We start from the raw sequence: 24,288 nt of genomic DNA on the forward strand, positions 1-24,288 counted from the left end.
AATGAATCCATGTTTCAGGCCGCACTTCAGCCTGCGGTGCTTTTCAACACCGGTGAACCAGTCTACGCAAGAATTTCGCGATAGTCGAACCGGCCTGTTCAAGCACCTCCGGATCCTGGATAAAGCCTGTGACCAGCAACATCAGTCACAAACTCCGGCAGGCACCCGGGAGCTCCGCAGAACAGCATAAGGTAGTTTACGTCGAATCCCATCATCCAGCCCATGAGCTGCCTGCGAAGAACGGTACCTAGATGTCAGCCGGAACAACTGCCGCCCGCATTTCACAGCGAATCTCCGCCATTGCCGAATCCGCCACCCTTGCCGTTGATGCCAAGGCCAAGGCATTGAAGGCCGCAGGACGTCCCGTGATCGGGTTCGGCGCGGGCGAACCCGACTTTCCTACGCCGGACTACATTGTCCAGGCAGCCATTGAAGCGGCCAGCCAGCCCAAGTACCACCGCTACTCCCCCGCAGGCGGTCTTCCCGAGCTGAAGAAAGCCATTGCCGACAAGACCCTGCGGGACTCCGGCTACAAGGTTGATCCTTCCCAGGTCCTGGTAACCAACGGTGGCAAGCAGGCCGTGTACAACACCTTCGCAACCTTGGTTGACCCGGGCGACGAAGTCATCATCCCCACCCCGTTCTGGACCACCTACCCCGAAGCCATCCGCCTCGCAGGCGGCGTGCCTGTGGAAGTTTTCGCCGGCCCCGAGCAGGGCTACCTGGTGACGGTTGAGCAGCTGGAAGCGGCGCTCACGGACAAGACCAAGATTTTGCTGTTCGTTTCTCCGTCCAACCCCACCGGTGCTGTCTACAGCCCGGAGCAGGTTGCGGAAATCGGCAAGTGGGCTGCGGCCAAGGGCCTGTGGGTGGTCACCGACGAAATCTACGAACACCTCACCTACGACGGCGTTGAGTTCACCTCGATCGCCACTGCGGCCCCGGAGCTCGATGACAAGGTAGTCATCCTCAACGGTGTCGCCAAGACCTATGCCATGACCGGCTGGCGCGTCGGTTGGATGATCGGCCCGGCAGATGTCATCAAGGCCGCAACCAACCTTCAGTCGCACGCGACGTCGAACGTTTCGAACATCATGCAGGTCGCGGCCGCCGCTGCCCTCACGGGCCCGCTGACCGCCGTCGACGAAATGAAGGTGGCCTTCGACCGCCGTCGCAAGGCGATCGTCGCCGGACTGAACGCCATTGAAGGCGTTGAATGCCCGACGCCGACAGGCGCCTTCTACGTCTACGCTGACGTGCGGGGCCTGCTTGGTAAGGAATTCGAAACGTCCAACGGCCCTGTCCGCCCGGAAACCTCCGCTGAACTGGCGGCGCTCATCCTCGACGAAGTTGAAGTTGCCATCGTTCCGGGCGAAGCTTTCGGCCCCTCCGGCTACGTCCGCCTGTCCTACGCACTCGGAGACGAAGACCTCGCCGAGGGCGTCCGCCGCATCCAGGAATTCCTGGGTAAAGCCAAATAACGGTCCGTCCTGACGGCGAACGCTCTTCCAACCCCGGCGGGTGGAAGAGCGTTCGCGTTTAAGCAGGCGGGACGTGAGAGAGCGTTCGGCCCAAGGGGGCGGGACGTGATTGAGCGTTCGGCCCAAGGGGGCGGGACGTGAGAGAGCGTCAGAGGAGGCGGCGCTCGGCCGCCCACTTGGTGAGCTCATGCCGGCTGGAGAGCTGCAGCTTCCTCAAGACCGCGGACACATGCGTTTCAACGGTCTTGATGGAAATGAAGAGTTCCTTGGCCACTTCCTTGTAGCTGTATCCGCGCGCGATAAGCCTCATGACTTCCAGTTCCCGGGCAGAGAGCTTGTCCAGTTCATCGTCCGCGATGTCCGCCGGAGCCGTCCCAAAGGCATCGAGCACGAAGCCCGCCAGCCGTGGCGAGAAGACGGCGTCACCATCGGCCACCCGGATCACGGCGTCGGAAATCTCCTTGCCGGAAATGGTCTTGGTAACGTAGCCGCGCGCGCCGGCACGAATCACGGAAACCACGTCCTCGGCTGCGTCGGAGACGCTGAGGGCCAGGAAGCTGGTGGTACCAAGCAGCGCGTTTGAACCGGCGATGACTTCCCGGCCGCCCCCACCCAGGCCGCCCGGAAGGTGGACGTCAAGCAGCACCACCTCCGGGCGCTTCTCCGCTATCACGGCGATGGCTTGTTCCACGGTGCCGGCCTCGCCCACCACGTCCATGCGTTCATCGAGGTCGGCTTTGAGCCCGGAGCGGAAGATGGTGTGGTCATCCACGATCACCACCCGCACCCTGCGTCCCGCGCCACTGTCAGGGTTGGTATTCATTGCTTCGATTCTCCATTCCGAGCATCACTGGTCCGTTGTTCCCCGGCTTCCACGGTTGCCGAAGGGAGCACCAAGCGGACTTCCGTGCCTGCACTGCTGCTGGTGATTACCGCTGTACCGCCGTGCCGCTTCATGCGGCCGATGATTGATTCTTTGACACCCAACCTGTCTTCGGGGACAGCATCGGGATCGAAGCCGGGGCCGCGATCCTTAATGAAGATCTCCGTGCTGCCTGCCGTACTTTCCATGTACACAGAGACCGTTCCTCCACCATGCCTCGAAGCGTTGAGCATCGCTTCCCTGGCAGCCTGGACCAGGGCTTCATGCCGGTCCGTCATGGCGGTATCCCCCACTGTTACCACCTCGACTGCTTGGCCGTGGGAATCTTCCACCTCGGCCGCCACGGATTTTATGCGGTCAGCGAGGAGCCCGGATTCCTTGGCGGCGTCGCTGAAGAGCCAGGCACGGAGTTCGCGTTCCTGCGCCCTTGCCAGGCGCACCACGTCCTGTTCGGAACCGGCCCGGCGTTGGATCAGGGCCAGGGTCTGGAGGACAGAGTCGTGCAGATGCGCCGCGATCTCGGCCCGCTCCGTCTCGCGTACCCGTCCGGCCCGTTCAGTCTCAAGGTCCTTCCAAAACTTAAGGCCCCATGGCAGGAGCACCAAGGCCACCCCGCCCAAAACAGCCACGGATGCCAGCAGTGCCAGCCACGTTTGCTCCCACGAACCCGAACCGGACACCATCACCAGGACGCCGGCCACCACCAGCGCCAGGCCTGCTGCCAAGCGAACCCAGCCACCGGCTTGGTCGGCTTTCGTCTTGTCCACCAGGCCTGCCCTGCGGGTCTCGTCCAACTGCATCCACGCGATCGCCGCACCACCCAGGATGGCCGCAGCCGGGATCAGCGTCCCCAAGGGGACGTCCACGCCGAACTGGCGCGCGATCAGGATGGCCGCCACCAGCAGCAAGGCGGCGCCCAACAGGATTTCCTTGCCGTACTGGATCCGACGGAAGGAGAACCACGATGCCAGCGCTGTCCCGCCCCACCGGTCTTCAGCGGAGGCAGCGCCGAAGCCATACGGTGCTCCCTCCGGGCTGGCGGTACCTCCGGCCGCTGGTCCGGCCGTTGGTCCGGCAGCAGCCGTGCCACCCGCAGAACGGTCACCGGGCACGGTCGCCGACCCTCCGGCGTCGTACGCTGCTGTGGCGGGGCCGACGCCGGGTGCCGGCACGGGCGGCAGGCTCACCGCCGGGGCAATGGGCGACGCCGGTCGACGGGCGTTGCGCTTGGCGTTCTCATCCGCGGTGGGAACCATGGTCCACAGCCACGCGTAAAAGGCCACGCCCGCTCCACCGGCGAAGCAAGCCAAAATCATGCCGAGCCGTACGTATTCGACGGGCCAGCCCAGGTGGTCGGCCAATCCACTGCAGACGCCCGCGATCATGCGGTCGCTGCTGCGAACCAGCGCGGGGCGTTGTACAGCGGTTGTCATGTACCAATCCAAGCACGGATCAGGGTGCCCCGGACCGGGAACGAGCGTGGTTCGGGGGTCTCTCAGGGATCATTCAGGGTATCCCCCAGTAGAGGGCATAGGGCGCGGAACGGCAGGATCGAAGTATGAACGCGAACAGCATGAACCCAGAGGAACCCGGAACGCCTGGCAATGCCGGCCCGTCCGGCTCCAGTGCCTACACCGGTGCTCCTGCGGGCACGGGTCCCGAGGGCGGAAAGGGCGCTCCCACCAGCGGGGACACGTCCCCTGCCCAGCAGAACTTCTTCGACTGGATCCGCAGCCAGGGCATCCGCCGCGGTCCGGACCGGTGGATCGGTGGTGTCGCGAGCGGCGTAGCCCACAGGTTCGGCATCGACCCCCTGATCGTGAGGGGCATCTTCATTGTCCTGGCGCTCTTTGCCGGCGTGGGCGTGCTCCTCTATGGCGTTGCCTGGGCACTCCTGCCGGAACCCGATGGCCGGATCCACGTACAGGAAGCTGCAGCGGGCCGCTGGTCCGGTGGCATGACGGGCGCGTTGATCACTACCATCATCGGCCTGCCGGGCCTGGGGCGCGGTTTCTGGGGCTGGGGATGGGATGGACTGCCCGGCCTGTTCTGGACCCTCTTCTGGGTGGGCGGCGTCTTCTACCTGATCTACTTCCTGGTCCAACGCAATAAGGCGTCGAAGGGAACTCCGCCCACGGGGCAGCAAAACTACGCAACGGCTCCGGGCAGTTCGCCCGCCTACGGCACGCCCACCACTTACAGCGCCGCGACGGCGACAGGCACCAACACCGGCGTTCCTGTTTACGGCCCGACCCAAGCCGGCACCACGCACCACGGGCGTCCGAATCCGTCCGGCAGCTACGGTTCCGGCCCTGTTCCACCATCCGGCCCTGTTCCGTCGTCCGGCCCTGTCCCGCCGTCCGGACCTACTCCCCCACAGGGATGGCAGCAGAAACCAGCTGCCCCGAAGCGTAAGGGACCGGGTCCCGCGATCGTCGCAGTCTCTGCCGGTGCCGCGCTGCTGGCCGGCGGAACGTTGAAGGCGCTCGACGCCGGTAACGTCATTGAGCTGGGCAACTCCTCAAACGCCGTGGTCTGGGCCACGGGGGCTGCGGTCCTAGGCATCGGCATCCTGGTGGCAGGTCTCCGTGGACGGACATCGGGGTTCCTGGGATTCCTGGCAATCGTGGCACTCATCATCGGCGGAATCTTCAACGTGGTTCCCAGGAACGGCGACCGCTTCAGCTTCCACGACGTGAACTGGGCACCCACCAGCCTGGAGCAGGCGCGCCAGGGCATCAATGTCACCGGAGCCCAAGGCCGCTTGGACTTGAGCGATATGACCCTCTCTGCGCCCCTTATCTCTGAAGTGGTGGTCCCCGTGGACGCCACCGCCAGCAACGTGACCGTTGTTATCCCGGACAACGTGCCCGTGGAGGTCAAGGCGGACATGACCTTCGGAAACCTCAACGAACGCGGCTCTGACCGCGGCGGCCGCCTCCAGGACGACACCACCGTCTACAACACGGACAAGCCCGGAGCCAACCTTGTGGTGAAAATTGACGGCACGTTCAGCAACGTGACCATCCAGGAAGGAAACTGACATGGGTACCAACGAGCCAGGCGAGGCACGCGACGCACAACCGACCGAGGCCCTGCCCAAGGAAACCCGTCCCACGCAGGCCCTTCCCAAGCCGCAGCTCCAGCAGATTCCCTTGACGCCCTCGCTGGAACCCACGTACCGGGTGGAGCCCAAGGACGACGATGAGCCTCGCCAGGCCAGGATCGGAACAATGGTGTGGGGTTTGATCGTCATCGCCTTGGCCGCCCTGATCGTCGTTTCCACTCTTGGCTGGGTGGCACTGAACGGCACCTATGTGCTGATCGGCCTCATGATTGGAGCCGGTGCGGCACTGATAGTCGGCGGCCTTTTGTCCGCCCGTAAGGGTTCAGCCAAATCAAAGAGTTCGGCACGGTGACTTGGCCGTGCACGTGACAAAGCATCCACAACAAGGAAGTGTGTAGCCATGGACAAGTTCTTCAGCATCGTCAGGGGTTTCGGCCTGAAGCGTGGGCCACAGCGTTGGCTGGGCGGCGTCTGCGGAGGGATCGCAGCCAAGCTCAACGTGGACGTGGCGTACGTCCGCGTCGCGTTCCTGCTCTTCTGCTTGCTCCCAGGGCCAGCATTCGTGGTCTACATCCTGGCTTGGCTCATCCTGCCGGACCAGCAGGGCAAAATCGCACTCGAATCCTTCATTAGCCAGCGTTCCAGGTAATAGCCTGAATCGTAGAGAAGCGCCTTGCCTGCCGGCAGGGCGCTTTTGCTTGTTTTCAGGCAGGTTTCCAATACCGCACGGCCAGGTTAAAAAGTAACCGTTTGTGTCCCACCCCACATGCCCGTCTACAATCATGGGGAGCTCAGCGTGGCGCTCTGACGTATTCCTCCAAGCCATGAGTGAGCAAACATGAAAATTGGCATTCTTACCAGCGGCGGCGACTGCCCCGGCCTCAACGCAGTGATCCGCGGAGCAGTCCTCAAAGGCATCGCGATCCACGGCCAGGAGTTTGTGGGTTTCCGCGACGGCTGGCGTGGAGTTGTTGAAGGTGATGTCATCGACATCCCGCGCACCATGGTCCGCGGTATCGCCAAGCAAGGCGGAACCATCCTGGGCACCTCCCGGACCAATCCTTTCGAAAACGGCGGCGGACCGGACGTCATCAAGGCGCACATGGAGCGCCTGGGCATTGACGCAATCATCGCGATCGGCGGCGAGGGAACCCTGGCTGCTGCCAAGCGGCTCACGGATGCCGGCCTGAAAATTGTCGGGGTCCCCAAGACCGTCGATAACGACCTCGACGCTACCGACTACACCTTTGGTTTCGACACAGCCGTGCAGATTGCCACTGAGGCCATCGACCGGCTTCGCACTACCGGTGAATCGCACCACCGCTGCATGATCGCCGAGGTCATGGGCCGCCACGTCGGCTGGATCGCCCTGCACGCTGGAATGGCGGCCGGTGCGCACGCCATCCTGATTCCGGAACAGAAGGCGAGCATCGAACAGATCACCGAGTGGGTCCAGGAAGCCCACGACCGCGGCCGTGCGCCGCTGGTGGTCGTGGCCGAAGGCTTCGTACCTGACCACATGGAATCCCCGCACTCCGAACGCGGCCTGGACACCTTCGGCCGTCCGAGGCTTGGCGGCATCGCCGATCAGCTCGCCCCCGAGATTGAGGCCCGCACGGGCATCGAGACACGTGCCACTATCCTGGGCCACATCCAACGCGGCGGCGTCCCCACCGCCTACGACCGTGTCCTGGCGACCCGCCTTGGCATGGCCGCCATCGATTCCGTGGTTGAAGGCCGCTGGGGCACCATGGTCGCCCTCAAGGGAACGGACATCTCGCACGTCGGTTTCGAGGAGGCCCTGGGCAAGCTCAAGACTGTGCCCCAGCACCGCTACGACGAAGCGTCAGTCCTGTTCGGCTAGTCCGCTAGGCTGAATCCATGACATTAGAGCCCACGTCCGCTGCAATTATCCAGCTGGCGTGGGCTCGCCATTTAGGGCTCGACGACGACGCTTTCGCCACCGCCGCTACCAGGCTCGCCTCTACCGGGGCTGCCCCGGGAGAACCTGCCCACAGAATCACCCGTGTGGACGAGTCCGCCCGGGACGTTGTGTTTCTGCGGTTGTTCGGGGTGTCAGCCCTGGTGGGACCGCAATGGGCACTGGACGCGGCAGCAGGGATCCCGGACACGGACCTCGCACAGCATGTGACGCTGTTGACCCTCACCCGTTCACATGGGGGGCACGGACTGGGATCGTCGGCTTTGTTCTTCGCCGACGATCTGCCGCTCCAACAGCCCTCTGACGACCTCATGGTTTCGCCGGGCAACCCCGAAGCCATCCTCCTGGAAGGGCTGTGCCCTCCGGATGACGTGAACGAAGTGGGGCTCCAAGGCCTTGAACACCGGTTCACCATCATGAATCCGGCAGATGAGCAATCCACGCCTGTAGCCTGCGGAGCCTACTCCGAGTGGGAGGGGATACTGGCCGACATGGGTGTGCTGGTTGCTCCGCCATGGCGCCGGCGCGGACTGGGAACACTGGCTGCTTCCATCGCCGCCCACGAAGCCCTCGCAGCTGGCCTTACGCTCCAATGGAAGTCCGACGTCAGCAACACCGGAGCACTTGCGATGGCCCGCCACCTTGGCTTCGCCACGGGCGGTCTCCACGCAAGCGTTCGGCTCGGCTGACTCCTCGCGGAAGTTTTGTACAGCTGACGGCCCAAAGAAGCGCCAATGAGCACGTCAGCTGCACAAGAACACCACTGCTAGCTCTGGAGTTCGGCGTTCGCTTCCTCGGCTTGCGCCGGAGCCTTGCCACCCCAACCTGATACGGACTTCGGCTTCGCGAAGAACAACGCCACGATGGCGCCGACCAGGACGGCAAAGGCGGGCAACAGGATTGACTGGCTCATCGCCGTCGAGAATCCTGCGTGGAGGAACTCCGGCAGGACGCCGCCCATGGACGCTTCGCCGGCCGGTGCACCGGCCGGTGCTGCCGGCAGTTCCGCGGCCAGGCGGGATTGGATCAAGGCAGCGATAGCGGCCGAACCCAGTACAGCGCCAATCTGGCGAGTGGTGTTGAAGACACCTGAACCAGCACCAGCCTGGCGGGGATCCAGGTTGCGTGTGGTGGCATTGGAGACCGGGCCCCAAATGAAGCCATTGGCAACACCCTGCAGAGCGCTCGGCAAAAGGAACATCCAGATGGGCCTATCAGGACCCAGCAGGGACGCCGTCCAGAACAAGGCACCCGACAAGCACAGCAAGCCGAAGGCAGCGAACCACCGCGGGTTGGCACGGTCGATCAGCTTGCCCACGAACGGCGCCAGTGCACCGGAAATCACGGCCATGGGGATCATGAGCAGCGCCGACTGGGTAGGCGTCAGGCCGCGAACCGTCTGGTAGTAGAAAATAGTGGGCAACGGAAACGCAGTCACAGTAAAGCCAACGACCATGATGGTGGTGTTGCCCAGCGAGAAGTTCCGGTCCTTGAACAGGCCCAGCGGAAGCAAGGGCTCACCGCCGCGGCGCTCAAGAATCCACTGCCATGCGACAAAGAGGGCCAGCACAACAAGTCCCGTGATGATGAGTCCCCACACCGAAATGACACCGGAAACGGTGCCCCACTTGTAGGTCTGTCCCTCCTGGATGCCAAACACAAGCAGGAACATGCCGACGGCGGAAAGCAGCACTCCGACGACGTCGAAGGTGTGGCTGTGCGTGGTCAGTTTCGGCACGAAACGGGTCACCAGGATGAAGGCGACGAGTCCGATGGGAACGTTGACGAAGAAGATCCACTCCCATCCGAGGCTGTCCACCAGGACACCACCGAGGATGGGGCCGACGAGGACTGCCATGCCTGCCGTGGCACCCCACAGGCCCATGGCCGCACCCCGACGGTCCGGCGGGAAGATCCGGGTGATGACGGCCATGGTTTGGGGTGTCATCATGGCAGCACCCAGCCCCTGGACTGCGCGGGCGGCGATCAGCATGGTGACATCACCTGAGAGGCCGCACCACAAGGAAGCCAGGGTGAAGACCACCAGGCCAATCAGGTAGAGGTTCTTGGGACCGAACCGGTCACCCAACCTGCCGGTGATCAGCAGGGGCACCGCATAGGCCAGCAAGTAGGCACTCGTGACCCAGATGACGGCGTTGATGTCGGTGTTGAGGCCCTCCATGATGCGCGGATTCGCGACCGACACAATGGTGGTGTCGATGAGGATCATGAAGAACCCCACGACGAGTGACCACAGCGCGGGCCACGGTTTAGCTACGTTTTCCAAGGGATTCCTTAGGCTTGTTTGAAAGTTCGACAGGAGTTGGCCGGGGTTCATCCCAGGGCAGTTGCCCGCTGCTCAACTCCTCGAGGAGACCGCGGATCCACGCAATCTCCGTACGGCGCATGGCCTGTTGGTAAGAGATATCAATCCAGTACTTACGGTCCAGTCCTTTGCCAGTCACGACGTCCTCGGCATGGACCAGGAAGTCGAGGTCGGCGGTGAGTGCCACCACCCGTTGTTCCAGCAATTCGGCCACCACCAGGGCCGGCAGGTGGTGGGCTTCGGCGATGGCGTGGGGGAAAATCGGATACTCATTGACGGGCGTGGACAGCATGGCCTGCAGCCGCGAGTCCAAGGCCTGGTGGCCGGCATCCGTAATCCGATACGTCGTCCGCTCGGGCCGGTTACCTTCCCGCTCGGTTCCGGTGGCCTCCACGAGTCCGTTTTCCTCGAGGCGGCCGACCGAGTGGTACAGCGTACCCGGACGAACCTTGACCAGCCGGTCTTCATGGCGGGCCATGAGCAGCTGGTACATCTCGTAGGGATGCATTGGCCCTTCGGCCAGAAGAGCCAACGACGCCACACCAAGTGGCGTCAGTTCTGCAGCTTTGGGCATACAGGGCCTTCCCCTCATATATTCCACAACAACTATTCCACGTGGAATAGTATGACGCAAGAAAGCCCGGCCGCCGTGGCGACCGGGCCGTCCTGGTGGTGGTTCAGCCCAGGAGTGCCAGGATCTCCGCCCGGGCAAACATCGCGGCGGCCTCCCGGGCGGTGGGCTGACCGGCGTCGGGGTCCGCACCCGCATCCAGCAGGACCCGTGCGACGCTGGTGTAGCCCTTGAAAACAGCGCCGGCAAGTGGCGTCTGGCCGCGGTCGTTGGCCGCATTGACGTCAGCGCCGTGATGGAGGATCAGCTGCACGGCCTCGTCGTGGCCGTGGTAGGCGGCCAGCATCAAGAGGGAATCCCCTGCGGCATTGGTCAGGTTCGCCGGAGCACCGGCATCCAAGTAGCCCCTCAGTAAGTCCGTGTTTCCTTCACGGGCAGCATCGAACAGAGCGTGGGCGAGTGCCAAGGCGTCGTCGTCTGCGCCGCCCTCGGTACCGGCGTTGGTGGGTTGGCTCATCGGTGGGGTCCCTTCAGGAATCCGGTCTGGCGCCCGACGACCTGGCCGGCGTCGGGGGCGACGATCACTTCCTGGGCAGCGGCGTAAGGCTCGTCACCGTCCATAACCGTCAGGTCTTCTTCAGCCGACACTGACCGCTTGATGACAGCCAAGGCCACTGGCCCCATTTCGAAGTGCTGCGCCACAGATGTCAGGGTACCCACCTTGCGTTCCCCGGCAAATACGACGCTACCGACTGCCGGCAACGTGTGCTGCGAACCGTCCAACTGCAGGAAGACGAGGCGCCGCGGCGGGTGCCCCAGGTTATGGACCCGCGCGATGGTCTCCTGGCCCTTGTAGCAGCCCTTGTTCAAATGGACGGACGTGCGGAGCAGATCCAATTCGTGGGGAATGGTCTTTTCGTCCGTCTCAGCGCCAAGCCTTGGCCGCCACGCAGCAACACGGAGGGCATCCGCGGCCATCGCGCCGGCCAACGGCAGGCCATCCACGGCATGTTCCAGCTCAGCGGACGGGACCAGGTACTCGAACCAGGGCCGCTCGAGGCCCGGATGGGACTCCTCCGGGACGATGCTGTAGGCGTAGCCGCCCGGGCCGACACGCGGCCACGGATCTTCCCACACCAGGCTCGACGACAACTGCTCTACGGGCTTGGTGGCACCCACCACCGCCCACTGCTCAGAGACGTCCTGGATGTCGACACGGAGCATGAACTTCATCTTGTTCAGCCACTCGGCCAAGGGACCTGCTTCTGCCGCCTCGACGATCAGCCAGGTGGTCGCGCCGTCGTCAATGACCCGGGCATCAAATTCAATGCGGCCTTGGACACTGAGGAGGAGCAACTCGCTTGAGACGCCGGCCTGCAGATTGGTGAGCTGCTGCGACGACAGCGTGTTGAGCCAGCTGAGCCGGTCCGGGCCGGACACAGTCACCACCCCACGATGCGAAAGATCGACGACGGCGGTTCCGGTCGCCAGGGCGCGCTGCTCCCGCAGGGGTTCACCGTAATGCGCCGCGACACCGGCGTCGAGGCCGGTATCTTCGACCGCGCCAGGGCGCGACAACAGGGGGCTCTTGTAAGTCATATGTAGTAGAAGTCCTTGCGGCTTAGCGGTATTCCGGATTCTCGAAATCAAAACGGGTGCCGGCTTTCCACTCCGCCGGAAGATTGCCGTACGCGGGGATCCCGCCGGCGTCCCGAAGGATCTTGGCCATGTGCAGGAGGTTCCACGTCATGAACGTGGTGTTCCTGTTGGTGAAATCACTCTCGGGGCCACCCGATCCTTCGTCCAGGTAGCTGGGGCCCGGACCCACGGGACCGATCCACCCGGCGTCGGCCTGGGGCGGGATCGTGAAGCCGACGTGCTGGAGGCTGTACAGCACGTTCATGGCGCAGTGCTTGATGCCGTCTTCGTTGCCAGTGATGAGGCAACCGCCGACTTTCGGGTAGAACGCCCACTGGCCCTTGCTGTTCAACTCGCCGGAATGGGCATACAGGCGTTCGATCAGCTTCTTGGTCTGCGATGAATTGTCACCCAGCCAAATAGGACCGGCAACCACCACAATGTCGGCATCCCGCACTGCGGGGTAGAGCTCGGGCCATTCGTCCGTCGCCCAACCATGTTCCCTCATGTCCGGGTAGACGCCGCTGGCGATGTCGTGGTCCACCGTGCGGATGAGGGTGGTGGAAACGCCCTGCTTTTCCATGATGGCGCGGCTGATGCTGATCAGGCCGTCGGTATTGCTCAACTGCGGCGAGGGCTTGAGGGTGCCATTGAAGAAGACGGCCTTCAGGCCCTCGTAGCCCTGGGGCTTGAGGTTGGTGTTCACTATCTGCTCCTTTTGCTGGTTGCTAGGCGGAACGTACAGTGAGACCTCTTGTCAGGAAGACCTCTTGTCAGGAAACCCTGTTGAGGAAAGCCGAGGCGTGCGCTTCGAGGGCCTTGCCACTGGCAGCAACATCCCAGCGCCATAGCAGGTTGCCGTCAACCAGGCCGAAGATCCGGGTTGCTGCGGTGTACTCCTTGGAGTGGCTTCCGCGCATCACCATATCGGTGCTGAGCTGGATCTGGGGCCCCTTGATCTGGCCATAGTAGAGCTCGGTGATGCCACCGGGATGAGCGATGGACACCGAGATGTCGAAGCCACCGTCGTCGTTCCGGCGCTCCTCCACCTCGTCCGCGGTCTTGAGCACAGGGACGATGTCGGCCGGGATCAGTCCCGGGCCGCCGTCGCCCTCTTCAAGCTTTCGCTCCAATGCCCAGAAACCCGTCTCAACCGTCAACGGACGCAGCTTTGCGCCGGCGTCGTCACTGAGCCAGGTTTCGGCCCTGTACTGCAAGTACGGAAGGCCGTTGTGGGTGAAGGAGACATGCTGGACGAAGTGCTCGGAATCCTCGTCTCCACTGCCTAGCCGTCCACGGCCTTCCCACTCACCAATGAGCCAGGAAAGGGGGACGAGTTCAGGCGTCAGGTCAGTTGGGATCTCAATAGGCACAGCGGCAACCTTGCTTGGACTGCAGAACCAAAAGTCCTACTTCTGGCCCTGGAACAGACGGTAGACGACATAGCCGGCAAACCATGCCATCGCGACACTTGCCAGGCCGAGGAGAACGAGGAAGAAGATTTCATATGCGAGAACAGACATGATGCCATCCTAACCGTTAGTAGATGAGAAGTTTGTCGATGAAGTAAGCCAAGGCGCCCACGGCCCATACGGGTGCGACACCCATGCCAATCGCGGCAGCAAGGTTAAGCCGGCCGCGCCGCAACGTGGTCATCCGCCGGAAGCTGACCAGCACCGATCCGACGACGACACCCACCAGCGCCGCGGGAAGCACTGCGATGTCCGAGAAGACAAGGCCGGCCAACGGACCCATCAGGGCCGCCATGACCACGCCGAGCGGGGCCACGATACGGTCGGGCCAACGGATGATTCCCACCAGCAGGGCAACCGCAGCGCTCAGCCCTGCCACGAGGACCATTTCCTTGACCCCGTTGAAACGGGCACCGGCAATCCAGCCTGCGCCCAGGCAGTTCAGCAGGACGCCGGCGCAGCAGCCAAGGGTCGATTCGAGGCGTTGGGCCTGGCCCGTGCCACGGACAAGCTGGACGACGAAAACTGCCATGACGCCCAAAGCAACGAAAGCGGGGGCGCCATCCAGGAAACCCGGCGCCGGCATGTAAGCCGCGGCCACAGCCGATCCCGCACCCGAAAGCCCAATGACGGCGGCCAGGGTCTTCTTGGCCGGAACCGCCAGGAAATGCGGCCACCCGATGCCCACGGCTGCAGAGGCCACGATGCCCACGCCCACCATGGCTTCCCGGGAAACGAAGGTGCTGGCCACGATGGCTGCGAGCGCCACAAGTCCGAATACCCCGATGCTCCAAGACTTCACTGTGTGCCGACCTCAATCCGATGCGCCTTACGACCTCTCGACAATCCTGCCTTAACCCAGGCCAATATGTCGTAATTCCGCCCCCTGCCCGTCACGAATCCCTGTCTGGCCGGGCCCGGGTGGGTATACTCAGACTTCAACGGCGCACAGTGTATGCCTTGATCCCGTTACAACGGGAAGAGGCGGCCTGCGTGCTGTGACCGACCGGTGAGACTCCGGTTTCGACGCCCGATGATGCGCGTAAAGCCCATTGGAGGAACTATGTCGCACATCCTGCTCCTAACGAACAGCACCGGCTCTTCGGTGGACATTCTGCCTGCCTTGGAACTGTTGAACCACCGTGTGCACATCCTCCCGGCGGAACCCACAGCCTTGCTGGAAACCGATCCCACGGACATCGTCTTCCTGGATGCCCGTAAAGACCTTGTGGGTGCCCGCTCGCTGACCCAGTTGCTCAAGGCCACCGGCCTCAGCGCACCCCTGATGTTGATCCTCACCGAAGGCGGCATGGCTGCAGTCTCGTCGGCGTGGGCTGTTGATGACATCGTGCTGGACTCCGCGGGACCGGCCGAGGTCGAGGCCCGCATCCGCCTGGCCATGGCGCGGGCCGTCACCGGCGAAGAGGAAACCCAGACAGAGATCCGGGCGGCCGGCGTCGTTATTGATGAGGCGAGCTACACAGCGCGCGTCAACGGCCAACCGCTCAACCTGACCTTCAAGGAATTCGAACTCCTCAAGTACCTGGCACAGCACCCAGGGCGCGTGTTTACCCGCCAACAGCTGCTGACCGAAGTGTGGGGCTACGACTACTACGGGGGAACCCGGACAGTGGACGTCCACATCCGGCGCCTTCGCGCCAAGTTGGGCGTGGACCACGAAAACCTGATCAGCACCGTGCGCAACGTCGGCTACCGGCTGACGTTGGTTCGCCTTCCCGACGACGAACTCTCTGAAGCCTGAGCACGTTTTGATGCGGGCCTGATACAGAAAAGGCCGGAATCCCTGCGGATTCCGGCCTTTTCCTTATTCTGTGGTGGAGGACATACGGGTCGAACGTATCGAGGCCACCCCACTGGTGGATCCCCCTCGCGTTCACTGCTGCGGTCTAGCCGCAAAGCCGAACGAGATATAGAGACTATCCGTGTTTAGCGGCTACTTCAAATCCCGCTGTTTGCCCGTGGCGTATAGCCTTGCATCATGAGTCACGCGCACCCGGAGAACTGGCCCGTCTTGATCGTCAACGGCGCGTTGGACGCCGAACTCCTCAAGGACTTCACCACCCTTGCCGCTGCAGCGGAAGAATCCGATGGGAATCCTCCCCTCTCAGAACAGACTTTGGTGATGTTGCGCGGCGCCGACTCGGGCGAATCTTCCGTTCTGTCCCTGGCCATCTATGCCCCTGACGAGGACTCAGATCCGGCGACCGGGGAAGATCTGGCGGGGATCGCCGTCGTGGTTGAAGGCCCCGACGGCAGCGGCGTGCTGGAGCTGGCGGTCCACCCGAGCTACCGCAACCAAGGGGTGGCGGGCCGCCTGCTGGCCGCGCTCCAGGAAAAGCGGAGCCTGGACGGCCTCAGCGCCTGGTCCCACGGAAACCATGAAGCCGCTGCCGGGCTTGCAGCCCGTTTCGGTTATTCGCCGGTGCGTGAGCTGTGGAAAATGCGGCTCATGTCTTCTGCTTCAGCACTGCCCGACGCCGGCCTTCCGGACGGGATCACGCTGCGCGCCTTCGTCCCGGGCCAGGATGAGCAGGCCTGGCTGGACGCCAACCGGGCGGCGTTCTCACACCACCCCGAGCAGGGTTCGATGACTTTGGCGGACCTTGAGGCCCGCAAGTCCGAGGACTGGTTCGACCCCGAAGGCTTCCTGTTGGCCGTCAATGGCCACGGTGAACTGCTGGGCTTCCACTGGACCAAGGTCCATCCGCGGCAGGGTCCGCACCCGGCCATCGGCGAGGTGTACGTGGTGGGGGTGACCCCGGCAGCCCAAGGCCTGGGCCTCGGCAAGGCCCTTACCGTGGCCGGGATCACCTATCTCCAGGACAAGGGCCTGCACGCTGTGATGCTTTACGTGGACGCCGACAATGAGGCCGCGGTAGCCCTGTATCAGAAGCTCGGCTTCGTTCGATGGGATACCGATGTCATGTACGGTCCGGTCGCCAAGGATTAACCTGGTGCGAATGCCGGGACATCTTGGATTCGGGCACCCGAATTGCTTGTAATGTGGGAGGAAACCCTGTCCTGAGCTTAGGAGAAACCCATGCAGCCGGACCCCGTCGGCACCGCCGGATCCACCTCGAAGGGCGCTACGTTGCCTCCGCGCTTCGGATCATCGGAGGTCCCGGCCTCGCGTGCCACACAAGACCGCATCGACATTCCTGAGTTCGCACCAAGCCTGGAGCCTGAAGGGGACATCTCCCCGGACCGTTTCCTTGATCGCGAGCTGAGCTGGCTGGCGTTCAACTCCCGGGTCCTGGAACTTGCCGAAGATCCGGACCTTTACTTGCTGGAACGCGTCAATTTCCTCTCCATTTTTGCCTCCAACCTTGACGAGTTCTTCATGGTTCGCGTGGCTGGCCTCAAACGGCGTATTGCTACCGGGCTGGCGGTCCCGTCCCCCGCCGGGCTGAGCCCCATCGAGGTACTGGAGCAGATCGGCGAGGAGGCCCACAAGCTGCAGGAACGCCACGCGCGGGTCTTCGCTGAACAAATCCGCCCCGCCTTGGCCTACGAGCACATCCACATCATGCACTGGGATGAACTTGATGAGAATGCCCGCCACCGCATCAGCGCCATGTTCCAGGAGAAGGTCTTCCCCATCCTGACCCCGCTGGCCGTGGACCCCGCCCACCCGTTCCCCTACATCTCCGGGCTCTCCCTGAACCTTGCTGTCATTGTCAGTAACCCGGTCAGCGAGAAGGAACTCTTTGCCCGTGTCAAGGTTCCGGACCAGCTCCCCCGGCTGATCTCCGTGGACGGTCCGCGTGCCGGCGCCATCCCCGGACGCGTGGCCCGGTTCATCGCCCTCGAAGAAGTTATTGCCGTGCACCTGGACAAGCTCTTCCCCGGCATGGAAGTCCTGGAGCACCACACTTTCCGCGTCACCCGCAACGAGGACCTCGAAGTTGAAGAGGACGACGCCGAGAACCTCCTTCAGGCCCTGGAGAAGGAACTGCTGCGCCGGCGTTTCGGTCCTCCCGTGCGCCTTGAAGTCACCACGGACATCAACCCGAACATCAAGGCACTGCTCATCCGTGAGCTCGGCGTCGAGGAGTCCGAGGTCTACTCCGTGCCGGCACCCTTGGACCTGCGTGGGCTGTCAGCGATCAGCGGCATCGATCGTGCCGACCTCCACTACCCCAAGCACGTGCCGCACACGTCGCGGTACCTGAACGAATCGGAAACGTCCAAGGCAGCGAACGTCTTTGCCGCGATGCGCCGCAGGGACATCCTGCTGCACCACCCGTACGACTCGTTCTCCACCTCGGTCCAGGCCTTCCTGGAGCAGGCTGCGGCGGACCCCAAGGTGCAGGCCATCAAGCAGACCCTGTACCGGACGTCCGGCGACTCCCCCATCGTGGACGCCCTGATCGATGCCGCAGAGGCAGGCAAGCAGGTTCTGGCCCTGGTTGAGATCAAGGCCCGCTTTGACGAGCAAGCCAACATTTCCTGGGCACGGAAGCTGGAACAGGCAGGCGTGCACGTGGTCTACGGCATCGTCGGACTGAAGACGCACTGCAAGTTGTCGCTGGTTGTCCGCCAGGAGGTGGACGGCCTGCGCCGTTACTGCCACATCGGAACCGGCAACTACCACCCGCGCACTGCAAGGTACTACGAGGACCTGGGTCTGCTCACCGCCAACGAACAGGTCGGCGAAGACCTGTCCAAGCTGTTCAACCAGCTCTCCGGCTACGCGCCCAAGTCAACGTTCAAGAGGCTGCTGGTGGCGCCCCGGTCCGTGCGTGCCGGGTTGGTGGAACGGATTGAAACCGAGATCCGCAATGCTCGTGCAGGTATCCCCGGCCTGGTGCAGATCAAGGTCAACTCGATGGTGGACGAAGCGATCATCGATGCCCTGTACCGCGCCTCGCAGGCTGGCGTGAAGGTCGACGTCGTCGTTCGCGGTATCTGCTCGTTGCGCCCAGGGGTTCAGGGGCTCAGCGAGAACATCACCGTCCGCTCCGTCCTTGGCCGGTTCCTGGAACACTCCCGCGTATTCGCTTTCGGGAACGGTGGCGAGCCTGTGGTGTACATCGGTTCGGCCGACATGATGCACCGCAACCTGGACCGTCGTGTGGAGGCCCTGGTGCAGTTGGCAAGCAAGGAAGACACAATGACGGTCATGGACCTGATGCGCCGCTACGTTGACGACGGAACAGCGAGCTGGCACCTGGACAACCAAGGGCACTGGACGCGCCATCACCTGGACGCCGACGGCAAACCGCTGTTGGATATGCAGTCATGGCTCCTGGAATCGCGTTCCCGGCAGCGAGCATCGGCACGGCGGTAGAGAAGCAGTTGAACAGCGATACCCCCGTGGCCGATCAAACAGATCACCCTGGCGAGTCGGTGGCCGTTGTTGCGGCCGGAGGCATCCCCTGGCGGCTCAACAAGGGTGCCCTTGAGGTGCTCCTGATCCACCGGCCGCGCTACGACGATTGGTCCTGGCCCAAAGGAAAGCTCGACGCCGGCGAAACGGTTCCCGAATGCGCCGCACGCGAAGTCTGGGAAGAGATCGGGCTCCAGGCCACCCTGGGCATCCCGCTCCCACCCATCCACTACCACGTGGCTGCCGGGCTGAAGGTGGTCCGGTACTGGGCCATCAAGGTCAACGGCGCGCAGCTGCGCCCTGATGGGAAAGAGGTGGACAGCGTCATGTGGTGCACCCCGGACCGGGCGGCCACATTCCTGAGCAACCCGAGCGATGTGGAGCCACTGGAATACCTTCAAAAGGCGCACGTCCGTGGCGAGCTGGACACGTGGCCTTTGATCCTGATCCGCCACGCCAAGGCAAAGCCCCGGTCCTCGTGGACCAAGGCCGAAGGTGACCGGCCGCTGGCGGCAACCGGCCAGCGGCAGGCTGTGGCAGTCCAGCGCCTCCTCGGCGTGTGGAAGCCCCAGCGCGTCGTCACCAGCCCATGGGTGCGGTGCGTCGCCACCATCGCACCCTACGCCAAAGCCAGTGGGGCCAAGGTGAAGCTGGTGGAAGCCCTCACGGAACACCACCATCAGCGCTCCCCCAAAAAGACTGCGGCCGCTGTTGAGTCGTTGTTCGACAAACAGGTGCCCATAGCTGTGTGCACGCACAGACCTGCACTGCCTACGGCTTTGAAGCAATTGGGACAGCACATGCCTCCGGCTTTAAGGGCAGTCCTGCCGGGCGCGGACCCTTACCTGGCCCCCGGCGAGGTCATCGTGTGCCAGGTAGCGCGGGGTGCCGAACGGAAGATCGTCTCCGTGGAGCAGGTCAAACCCTTCGACGACTGACGTATGACTTGACCCCCGGCTCTTTGTGACGAATCGTAGGAACTTCGTTTCAAAGACTTGGGGGTCTTGTTGTGGTTGCAGTGCTGGGACCGGGTATCGGGGCTGTCGTGGTGTACCTGTTCCTTCGGATGCTGGTCTGGTCAAAGCCCGATGCCCGGTCCTTGGCCTCGCATGGTCTTTGGGTGGGAATCATCGGCTGGATGGCCAGCTCGCTCCAAGGGGCCATGAACGCCGGGATCCTGCCCGGAAACCCAACCGTGTCGGCTGCTCAAGCAACTCCTGAACAGATTGGCACCGCCCTGGCATGGCCCATCCTCGCCTGCCTCGCCATCCATGCCCTGGGCCAGTCCAGCTATCCAGCGGCCAAGGGGCAACGCAGGTTTACCGAACGCCCGGGCTGGGAGTTCCTCCCCCGACGGCTCGCCTGGACCACCACATCGATATTCGCCTTCACGGCCGTGGTCTTAGCGTGGATTGCCACCCTTCCCGGACACACCCCGGTTGCCCCTTCAGCTACCCCGCAGCCCCAGGACGTCGACACCGGATACTACGGTCAAGGACAGGACGGCAGGATTCCGGGTTGGGAGCTGGCCGCGTGGCTCGGAGGCGCGCTGCTGGTCCTCGCCTCCGGCACCCTGCTGTTGCTGTGGTTGATCGGGCGCCGCCGCCAGCTGGAAGCGCTCGACGCCGACGACGACCGAACCCTCCGTCGCATCGCGGCCAACCGGCTCCTGCGCACGGTGGCAACCATTGCGGCCGGGCTTGCCACCATTGCCGGGAATTTCGCGGCACAACCAGAAACCGGATCCGGGTGGCAATCGTCCTGGTTCAATGCCCTGGGCGTGGTCAATATGGCGGTACTGCTGGTGATGTTGTGGTGGCCGGTTCCCCGCATGCCTTCGCTCTGCACTGCAGGGCAGTCCACCAGCGTATGGGCCCTCCGTGCTCACCCCGGAACTCACGGAGCAGCCCGGCTCACCATCAGCATCGGCGTTGCACTCGGCACTCTTGGAGGGCTGGCGGCAGTCGCGGGTTTCGTTGCAATGTACGCGCTGAGCCAACCCCAAAATTCGTGGGTCGCACCCCTTGCGCTCGGGCTGGTGACAGCACTCCTCCTGGTAACCATTTGGGGAGGAGACATTCTCATCGGACGAAATTACGGAACCCTTGAGGCACCCGTCAGGTGGCCGTTACGACTAATATCCCGCGGGCTGTCGTCTTTCGCGTTGGCCAGCGCGCTGCTGTTCGTTGCGTCCCTCACCTTCGTCGTGGCCATCCACGCCGGGCAACCATTCGCTGCCGCGGCATGGCCGGCTGCCGTAACCGGGACCTTGCTGGCCGCCGCGGCAGGTGCCGCTGCTATCCTTGCTGCCCGCCGGCGTCGTGGTATCCCCGAAGACGACGGCGACACCGGCTTGGACGCCGCCCTGAGGGCAATCTCCATGTACCGCATCATCAGGACGCTGAGCGCCTACTGCCTGGGGCAATCGGCCCTTCTCCTCATGACTTCGGGGGATGCCTGGTACCAGCTGTTCGTGCCCACCCCGGGGGTCTATCCGCTCGCACCAAGCCCCGCCGTTACCCTCGGAATGGTGCTGGCAGCGATCGCCGTCATCACCGCCATCACCCCTGTACGGGGACTTATCCAGGCTATTCCCCGCCCTCGACATGCCAACTCCGTGATGGCCAACCCGCCCCGGCAAAGTAAGCTGGACCCGTGAGTATCCCCACCCCCTATGAAGACCTTCTGCGCGACGTCATGGCCAACGGCACGCACAAGTCGGACCGCACCGGAACCGGGACGCGCAGCGTCTTCGGCCGTCAGTTGAGGTTCGATCTTGCCGAAAGCTTCCCCCTCATCACCACCAAACGGGTTCACTTCAAGTCCGTGGCAGTGGAGCTCCTGTGGTTCCTCCGCGGCGACTCGAACGTGAAATGGATGCAGGACCAGGGCGTCTCCATCTGGGACGAATGGGCGGATCAGGACGGCGAGCTCGGGCCGGTTTACGGAGTCCAGTGGCGCAGCTGGCCCACTCCTGACGGTGGACATGTCGACCAGATATCCGAGGTCATGAAGGGCCTGGCCAGCAACCCGGATTCACGACGACACATTGTTTCCGCCTGGAACGTGTCCGAGCTCAAGGACATGGCCCTGCCCCCATGCCACGCGTTCTTCCAGTTCTACGTGGCCGACGGAAAGTTGTCCTGCCAGCTGTACCAGCGTTCGGCGGACACGTTCCTGGGCGTCCCCTTCAACATTGCCTCGTACGCCCTGCTGACGCTCATGGTCGCGCAGCAGTTGGGCCTTGAACCCGGTGAGTTCGTGTGGACGGGTGGGGACGTCCACATCTACGACAATCACGTGGAGCAAGTTGCCGAGCAGCTGAGCCGCGAACCGTACGAATACCCGCAGCTGAAGATCCTCCGCAAACCTGACTCGATCTTCGACTACACCCTGGATGACTTCGAGGTTGTGGACTACCGCCACCACCCAACCATCAAGGCACCGATCGCCGTATGAGCACCCCGTCCCCCGACGTTCCCGCGCAACTCCCCGGCGTCATCTTTACCCAGGAGACGGCTGCCGCCATGACCGGGATCGGAATGATCTGGGCCCAAACCAAGGCCGGCGTGATCGGCAAGGACGGCAGCATGCCATGGCACCTGCCGGAAGATTTGAAGCACTTCAGCCAACTCACCACCGGTCACCCCGTCATCATGGGACGCAAGACCTGGGAGTCATTCCCCGCGAAGTACCGCCCCTTGCCCGGGCGCACCAACATCGTGGTGACCCGGAACGCTGAATGGGCCTCCACGCCAGAAGCAGAAGGCGCACTGGTGGTTTCCTCGCTTGACGAGGCCCTGCTGGAATCCCAGTTCGCGCCCGGCGGCCAAAAAGTGTGGATCATCGGCGGCGCGCAGATTTTCGAGCAGTCCATGAACCTCGCCAACCTCGCAGTGGTCACCATCATCGATGCCGACTTCGATGGCGACACTTTTGCGCCTGAACTCGGGGATGATTGGACTTTTGACACCATGGCGCCGGCCGAAGGCTGGCTCACCGCCAAAAATGGCACAAACTACCGGTTCACCTCGTGGCGCCGGAACGAACCCTAGGAACGACTGCATGCTGAAGAAACCCGAAACCCTGTTCGTGCTGGGCTACATGCTGCTGCCGCTCTTTGCCCTGATCTCTGCCATCGTGGGACTGACCATGATCCTGGGCGGAAACAAGATCGTGGGCATCATCATCCTGGTGATCGTGACCCAGGTATTCACGTTTGGCTCATTCTTCGCCGTCCGGGCACGCAAAGCTGCTCTGGTTCAGGAGCATGAAGCCGGCAACTAGCTTTCCAGCCGGAAGCGGGCGTGGAGGTTGGATCGGCCGCCTGGCCGGGTGTCGTCGTCGTGCGTCCCGCCCGTGACGTAACCAACAGCGGCAGTCCGCTCCGAAAGTTTAGACTTGGTGAATGACTACAGCAGCTAATCCGTCCGTTGGACTGGTCGGTTGGCGTGGCATGGTCGGCTCCGTCCTGATGCAGCGCATGCAGGAAGAGAACGACTTCGCCAACATCAACCCGGTATTTTTCTCCACCTCGAATGCAGGAGGTGCCGCCCCTTCCTTCGCTGAGGGGGCAGGCAAGCTCGAGGATGCGTTCGATATTGAGACGCTGGCCAAGCTGCCTATTATTGTCACCGCCCAAGGTGGCGACTACACCAAGCAGGTTCATGGTGAACTCCGCAGCCGTGGCTGGGACGGCCTCTGGATCGACGCTGCTTCCACCCTGCGCATGAACGACGACTCCATCATCGTGCTGGACCCCATCAACCGCGACGTCATAGACGCAGGCCTTTCCGGCGGGGTGAAGGATTTCATCGGCGGAAACTGTACGGTCTCCTGCATGCTGATGGGCCTCGGCGGCCTCTTCAAGAACAACCTCGTGGAGTGGGGTACGTCCATGACGTACCAGGCCGCTTCCGGTGGCGGTGCCCGCCACATGCGTGAGCTCCTGAACCAGTTCGGCACCCTCAACAACGAGGTCAGCAGTGAACTGGAAGATCCCGCCTCCGCCATCCTGGAGATCGACCACAAGGTCCTCGCGGCACAGCGCACCGGCGTTGACGCCACCCAGTTCGGCGTCCCGTTGGCTGGCTCCCTGATTCCCTGGATCGATGCCGACCTCGGCAACGGCCAATCCAAGGAAGAGTGGAAAGCCGGCGTAGAAACCAACAAGATCCTCGGCACCGGAAACGGTACCGCCGGCAAGGACCACATCGCCATGGACGGTCTCTGTGTCCGCATTGGTGCCATGCGCTCCCACTCGCAGGCACTGACGCTCAAGTTGCGTGAGGACCTGTCCGTCACCGAGATTGAGAACCTTCTGGCCAAGGACAACGAGTGGGCCAAGGTTGTTCCCAATACCAAGGAAGCCTCCATGGCGGACCTGACCCCGGTGGCTGCGTCCGGCACGCTGGACATCCCCGTGGGCCGTATCCGCAAGCTCGAAATGGGCCCGGAATACATCAGCGCCTTCACCGTGGGCGACCAGCTCCTGTGGGGTGCAGCCGAGCCGCTCCGCCGTATGCTCAACATCGCGACGGGCAAGCTCTAGTACCCGC

Annotated in this window: 24 protein-coding genes; 15 read left to right on the top strand and 9 right to left on the bottom strand. The window is 63.3% G+C overall.

Annotated elements, in window-relative coordinates:
* Positions 1-251: 251 nt before the first annotated feature.
* Entirely contained in the window at positions 252-1,481 is a 1,230-nt protein-coding gene (locus NEK97_RS14685) for a pyridoxal phosphate-dependent aminotransferase (RefSeq protein ID WP_257370562.1), read from the top strand.
* Positions 1,482-1,629: 148 nt separating this feature from the next.
* On the opposite strand, the gene NEK97_RS14690 is transcribed toward NEK97_RS14685, so the two are convergent.
* Positions 1,630-2,304 (bottom strand): response regulator transcription factor, encoded by a 675-nt coding sequence (locus NEK97_RS14690; RefSeq protein WP_257370563.1) that lies wholly within the window; start codon positions 2,302-2,304, stop codon positions 1,630-1,632.
* Positions 2,301-3,797, bottom strand: a complete 1,497-nt coding sequence (locus NEK97_RS14695; protein ID WP_257370564.1) for an ATP-binding protein — start codon at positions 3,795-3,797, stop codon at positions 2,301-2,303. The genes NEK97_RS14690 and NEK97_RS14695 overlap by 4 nt, the downstream gene beginning before the upstream one ends.
* A gap of 125 nt (positions 3,798-3,922) precedes the next feature.
* Between NEK97_RS14695 and NEK97_RS14700 the strand changes: the two genes are divergently transcribed.
* The 5 genes from NEK97_RS14700 to NEK97_RS14720 all read left to right on the top strand — a co-directional run bounded on the left by NEK97_RS14700 (position 3,923) and on the right by NEK97_RS14720 (position 8,062).
* Positions 3,923-5,407 (top strand): PspC domain-containing protein, encoded by a 1,485-nt coding sequence (locus NEK97_RS14700; RefSeq protein ID WP_257370565.1) that lies wholly within the window; start codon positions 3,923-3,925, stop codon positions 5,405-5,407.
* Position 5,408: 1 nt separating this feature from the next.
* Positions 5,409-5,783 carry a hypothetical protein gene (locus NEK97_RS14705; RefSeq protein WP_257370566.1) on the top strand — a complete coding sequence of 125 codons (375 nt, stop codon included), beginning with the start codon at positions 5,409-5,411 and terminating at the stop codon, positions 5,781-5,783.
* Between the two features lie 48 nt (positions 5,784-5,831).
* Entirely contained in the window at positions 5,832-6,080 is a 249-nt protein-coding gene (locus NEK97_RS14710) for a PspC domain-containing protein (protein WP_235517143.1), read from the top strand.
* Positions 6,081-6,269: 189 nt separating this feature from the next.
* Positions 6,270-7,295: a 6-phosphofructokinase gene (locus NEK97_RS14715; protein WP_018776708.1), complete on the top strand. Its 1,026-nt coding sequence runs from the start codon at positions 6,270-6,272 to the stop codon at positions 7,293-7,295.
* 17 nt (positions 7,296-7,312) lie between these two features.
* The gene (locus NEK97_RS14720) at positions 7,313-8,062 is read left to right on the top strand and encodes a GNAT family N-acetyltransferase (protein WP_257370567.1); all 750 of its coding nucleotides are present in this window, start codon (positions 7,313-7,315) and stop codon (positions 8,060-8,062) included.
* 77 nt (positions 8,063-8,139) lie between these two features.
* Here NEK97_RS14720 and NEK97_RS14725 read toward each other — a convergent pair whose 3' ends face one another.
* From NEK97_RS14725 to NEK97_RS14755, 7 genes are all read right to left on the bottom strand, one after another.
* On the bottom strand, positions 8,140-9,660 hold the full coding sequence (locus NEK97_RS14725) for a DHA2 family efflux MFS transporter permease subunit (protein ID WP_257370568.1): 1,521 nt from the start codon (positions 9,658-9,660) through the stop codon (positions 8,140-8,142).
* Positions 9,644-10,273 (bottom strand): PadR family transcriptional regulator, encoded by a 630-nt coding sequence (locus tag NEK97_RS14730; protein ID WP_257370569.1) that lies wholly within the window; start codon positions 10,271-10,273, stop codon positions 9,644-9,646. The genes NEK97_RS14725 and NEK97_RS14730 overlap by 17 nt, the downstream gene beginning before the upstream one ends.
* Before the next feature lie 103 nt (positions 10,274-10,376).
* A complete protein-coding gene (locus NEK97_RS14735) occupies positions 10,377-10,787 on the bottom strand; it encodes an ankyrin repeat domain-containing protein (protein ID WP_257370571.1) in 411 nt (136 codons plus the stop codon).
* Positions 10,784-11,869, bottom strand: coding sequence for a folate-binding protein YgfZ (locus tag NEK97_RS14740; RefSeq protein WP_257370572.1), 1,086 nt, complete (start codon positions 11,867-11,869; stop codon positions 10,784-10,786). The genes NEK97_RS14735 and NEK97_RS14740 overlap by 4 nt, the downstream gene beginning before the upstream one ends.
* 22 nt (positions 11,870-11,891) lie before the next feature.
* Entirely contained in the window at positions 11,892-12,614 is a 723-nt protein-coding gene (locus NEK97_RS14745) for a flavodoxin family protein (RefSeq protein ID WP_235517150.1), read from the bottom strand.
* A 67-nt stretch (positions 12,615-12,681) separates the two neighbouring features.
* Positions 12,682-13,281 (bottom strand): FABP family protein, encoded by a 600-nt coding sequence (locus tag NEK97_RS14750; protein ID WP_235517151.1) that lies wholly within the window; start codon positions 13,279-13,281, stop codon positions 12,682-12,684.
* 166 nt (positions 13,282-13,447) lie between these two features.
* Complete coding sequence (locus tag NEK97_RS14755) at positions 13,448-14,182, bottom strand: permease (RefSeq protein ID WP_257370573.1); 735 nt, start codon at positions 14,180-14,182, stop codon at positions 13,448-13,450.
* Positions 14,183-14,443: 261 nt separating this feature from the next.
* On the opposite strand from NEK97_RS14755, the gene NEK97_RS14760 reads away from it, so the two are divergent.
* The 9 genes from NEK97_RS14760 to asd all read left to right on the top strand — a co-directional run bounded on the left by NEK97_RS14760 (position 14,444) and on the right by asd (position 24,281).
* Entirely contained in the window at positions 14,444-15,142 is a 699-nt protein-coding gene (locus NEK97_RS14760) for a response regulator transcription factor (protein ID WP_090817688.1), read from the top strand.
* Positions 15,143-15,379: 237 nt separating this feature from the next.
* Positions 15,380-16,351 (top strand): mycothiol synthase, encoded by a 972-nt coding sequence (gene mshD / locus NEK97_RS14765; protein WP_257370574.1) that lies wholly within the window; start codon positions 15,380-15,382, stop codon positions 16,349-16,351.
* Positions 16,352-16,441: 90 nt separating this feature from the next.
* Positions 16,442-18,691 carry an RNA degradosome polyphosphate kinase gene (locus NEK97_RS14770; protein WP_257370575.1) on the top strand — a complete coding sequence of 750 codons (2,250 nt, stop codon included), beginning with the start codon at positions 16,442-16,444 and terminating at the stop codon, positions 18,689-18,691.
* 8 nt (positions 18,692-18,699) lie between these two features.
* Entirely contained in the window at positions 18,700-19,668 is a 969-nt protein-coding gene (locus NEK97_RS14775) for an NUDIX hydrolase (protein WP_257370692.1), read from the top strand.
* 71 nt (positions 19,669-19,739) lie between these two features.
* On the top strand, positions 19,740-21,389 hold the full coding sequence (locus NEK97_RS14780) for a hypothetical protein (protein ID WP_257370576.1): 1,650 nt from the start codon (positions 19,740-19,742) through the stop codon (positions 21,387-21,389).
* On the top strand, positions 21,386-22,189 hold the full coding sequence (locus NEK97_RS14785) for a thymidylate synthase (RefSeq protein WP_308292493.1): 804 nt from the start codon (positions 21,386-21,388) through the stop codon (positions 22,187-22,189). Before NEK97_RS14780 ends, NEK97_RS14785 begins: the two co-directional genes overlap by 4 nt.
* Positions 22,186-22,785: a dihydrofolate reductase gene (locus tag NEK97_RS14790; RefSeq protein WP_257370577.1), complete on the top strand. Its 600-nt coding sequence runs from the start codon at positions 22,186-22,188 to the stop codon at positions 22,783-22,785. The genes NEK97_RS14785 and NEK97_RS14790 overlap by 4 nt, the downstream gene beginning before the upstream one ends.
* A gap of 10 nt (positions 22,786-22,795) precedes the next feature.
* Positions 22,796-23,017, top strand: a complete 222-nt coding sequence (locus tag NEK97_RS14795; RefSeq protein WP_235517158.1) for an NF038396 family protein — start codon at positions 22,796-22,798, stop codon at positions 23,015-23,017.
* A gap of 121 nt (positions 23,018-23,138) precedes the next feature.
* Entirely contained in the window at positions 23,139-24,281 is a 1,143-nt protein-coding gene (asd, locus tag NEK97_RS14800; RefSeq protein ID WP_235517159.1) for an aspartate-semialdehyde dehydrogenase, read from the top strand.
* Positions 24,282-24,288 lie beyond the last annotated feature (7 nt).

It is taken from the genome of Paenarthrobacter sp. UW852 (assembly GCF_024608385.1).
Lineage (GTDB): Bacteria > Actinomycetota > Actinomycetes > Actinomycetales > Micrococcaceae > Arthrobacter.

Bases quoted from the DNA above. Each gene is read 5' to 3' on its own strand.
- NEK97_RS14685 (WP_257370562.1), top strand. From the start codon at position 252: ATGTCAGCCGGAACAACTGCCGCCCGCATTTCACAGCGAATCTCCGCC.
- NEK97_RS14690 (WP_257370563.1), bottom strand. From the start codon at position 2,304: ATGAATACCAACCCTGACAGTGGCGCGGGACGCAGGGTGCGGGTGGTG.
- NEK97_RS14695 (WP_257370564.1), bottom strand. From the start codon at position 3,797: ATGACAACCGCTGTACAACGCCCCGCGCTGGTTCGCAGCAGCGACCGC.
- NEK97_RS14700 (WP_257370565.1), top strand. From the start codon at position 3,923: ATGAACGCGAACAGCATGAACCCAGAGGAACCCGGAACGCCTGGCAAT.
- NEK97_RS14705 (WP_257370566.1), top strand. From the start codon at position 5,409: ATGGGTACCAACGAGCCAGGCGAGGCACGCGACGCACAACCGACCGAG.
- NEK97_RS14710 (WP_235517143.1), top strand. From the start codon at position 5,832: ATGGACAAGTTCTTCAGCATCGTCAGGGGTTTCGGCCTGAAGCGTGGG.
- NEK97_RS14715 (WP_018776708.1), top strand. From the start codon at position 6,270: ATGAAAATTGGCATTCTTACCAGCGGCGGCGACTGCCCCGGCCTCAAC.
- NEK97_RS14720 (WP_257370567.1), top strand. From the start codon at position 7,313: ATGACATTAGAGCCCACGTCCGCTGCAATTATCCAGCTGGCGTGGGCT.
- NEK97_RS14730 (WP_257370569.1), bottom strand. From the start codon at position 10,273: ATGCCCAAAGCTGCAGAACTGACGCCACTTGGTGTGGCGTCGTTGGCT.
- NEK97_RS14735 (WP_257370571.1), bottom strand. From the start codon at position 10,787: ATGAGCCAACCCACCAACGCCGGTACCGAGGGCGGCGCAGACGACGAC.
- NEK97_RS14740 (WP_257370572.1), bottom strand. From the start codon at position 11,869: ATGACTTACAAGAGCCCCCTGTTGTCGCGCCCTGGCGCGGTCGAAGAT.
- NEK97_RS14760 (WP_090817688.1), top strand. From the start codon at position 14,444: ATGTCGCACATCCTGCTCCTAACGAACAGCACCGGCTCTTCGGTGGAC.
- mshD (WP_257370574.1), top strand. From the start codon at position 15,380: ATGAGTCACGCGCACCCGGAGAACTGGCCCGTCTTGATCGTCAACGGC.
- NEK97_RS14770 (WP_257370575.1), top strand. From the start codon at position 16,442: ATGCAGCCGGACCCCGTCGGCACCGCCGGATCCACCTCGAAGGGCGCT.
- NEK97_RS14790 (WP_257370577.1), top strand. From the start codon at position 22,186: ATGAGCACCCCGTCCCCCGACGTTCCCGCGCAACTCCCCGGCGTCATC.
- NEK97_RS14795 (WP_235517158.1), top strand. From the start codon at position 22,796: ATGCTGAAGAAACCCGAAACCCTGTTCGTGCTGGGCTACATGCTGCTG.
- asd (WP_235517159.1), top strand. From the start codon at position 23,139: ATGACTACAGCAGCTAATCCGTCCGTTGGACTGGTCGGTTGGCGTGGC.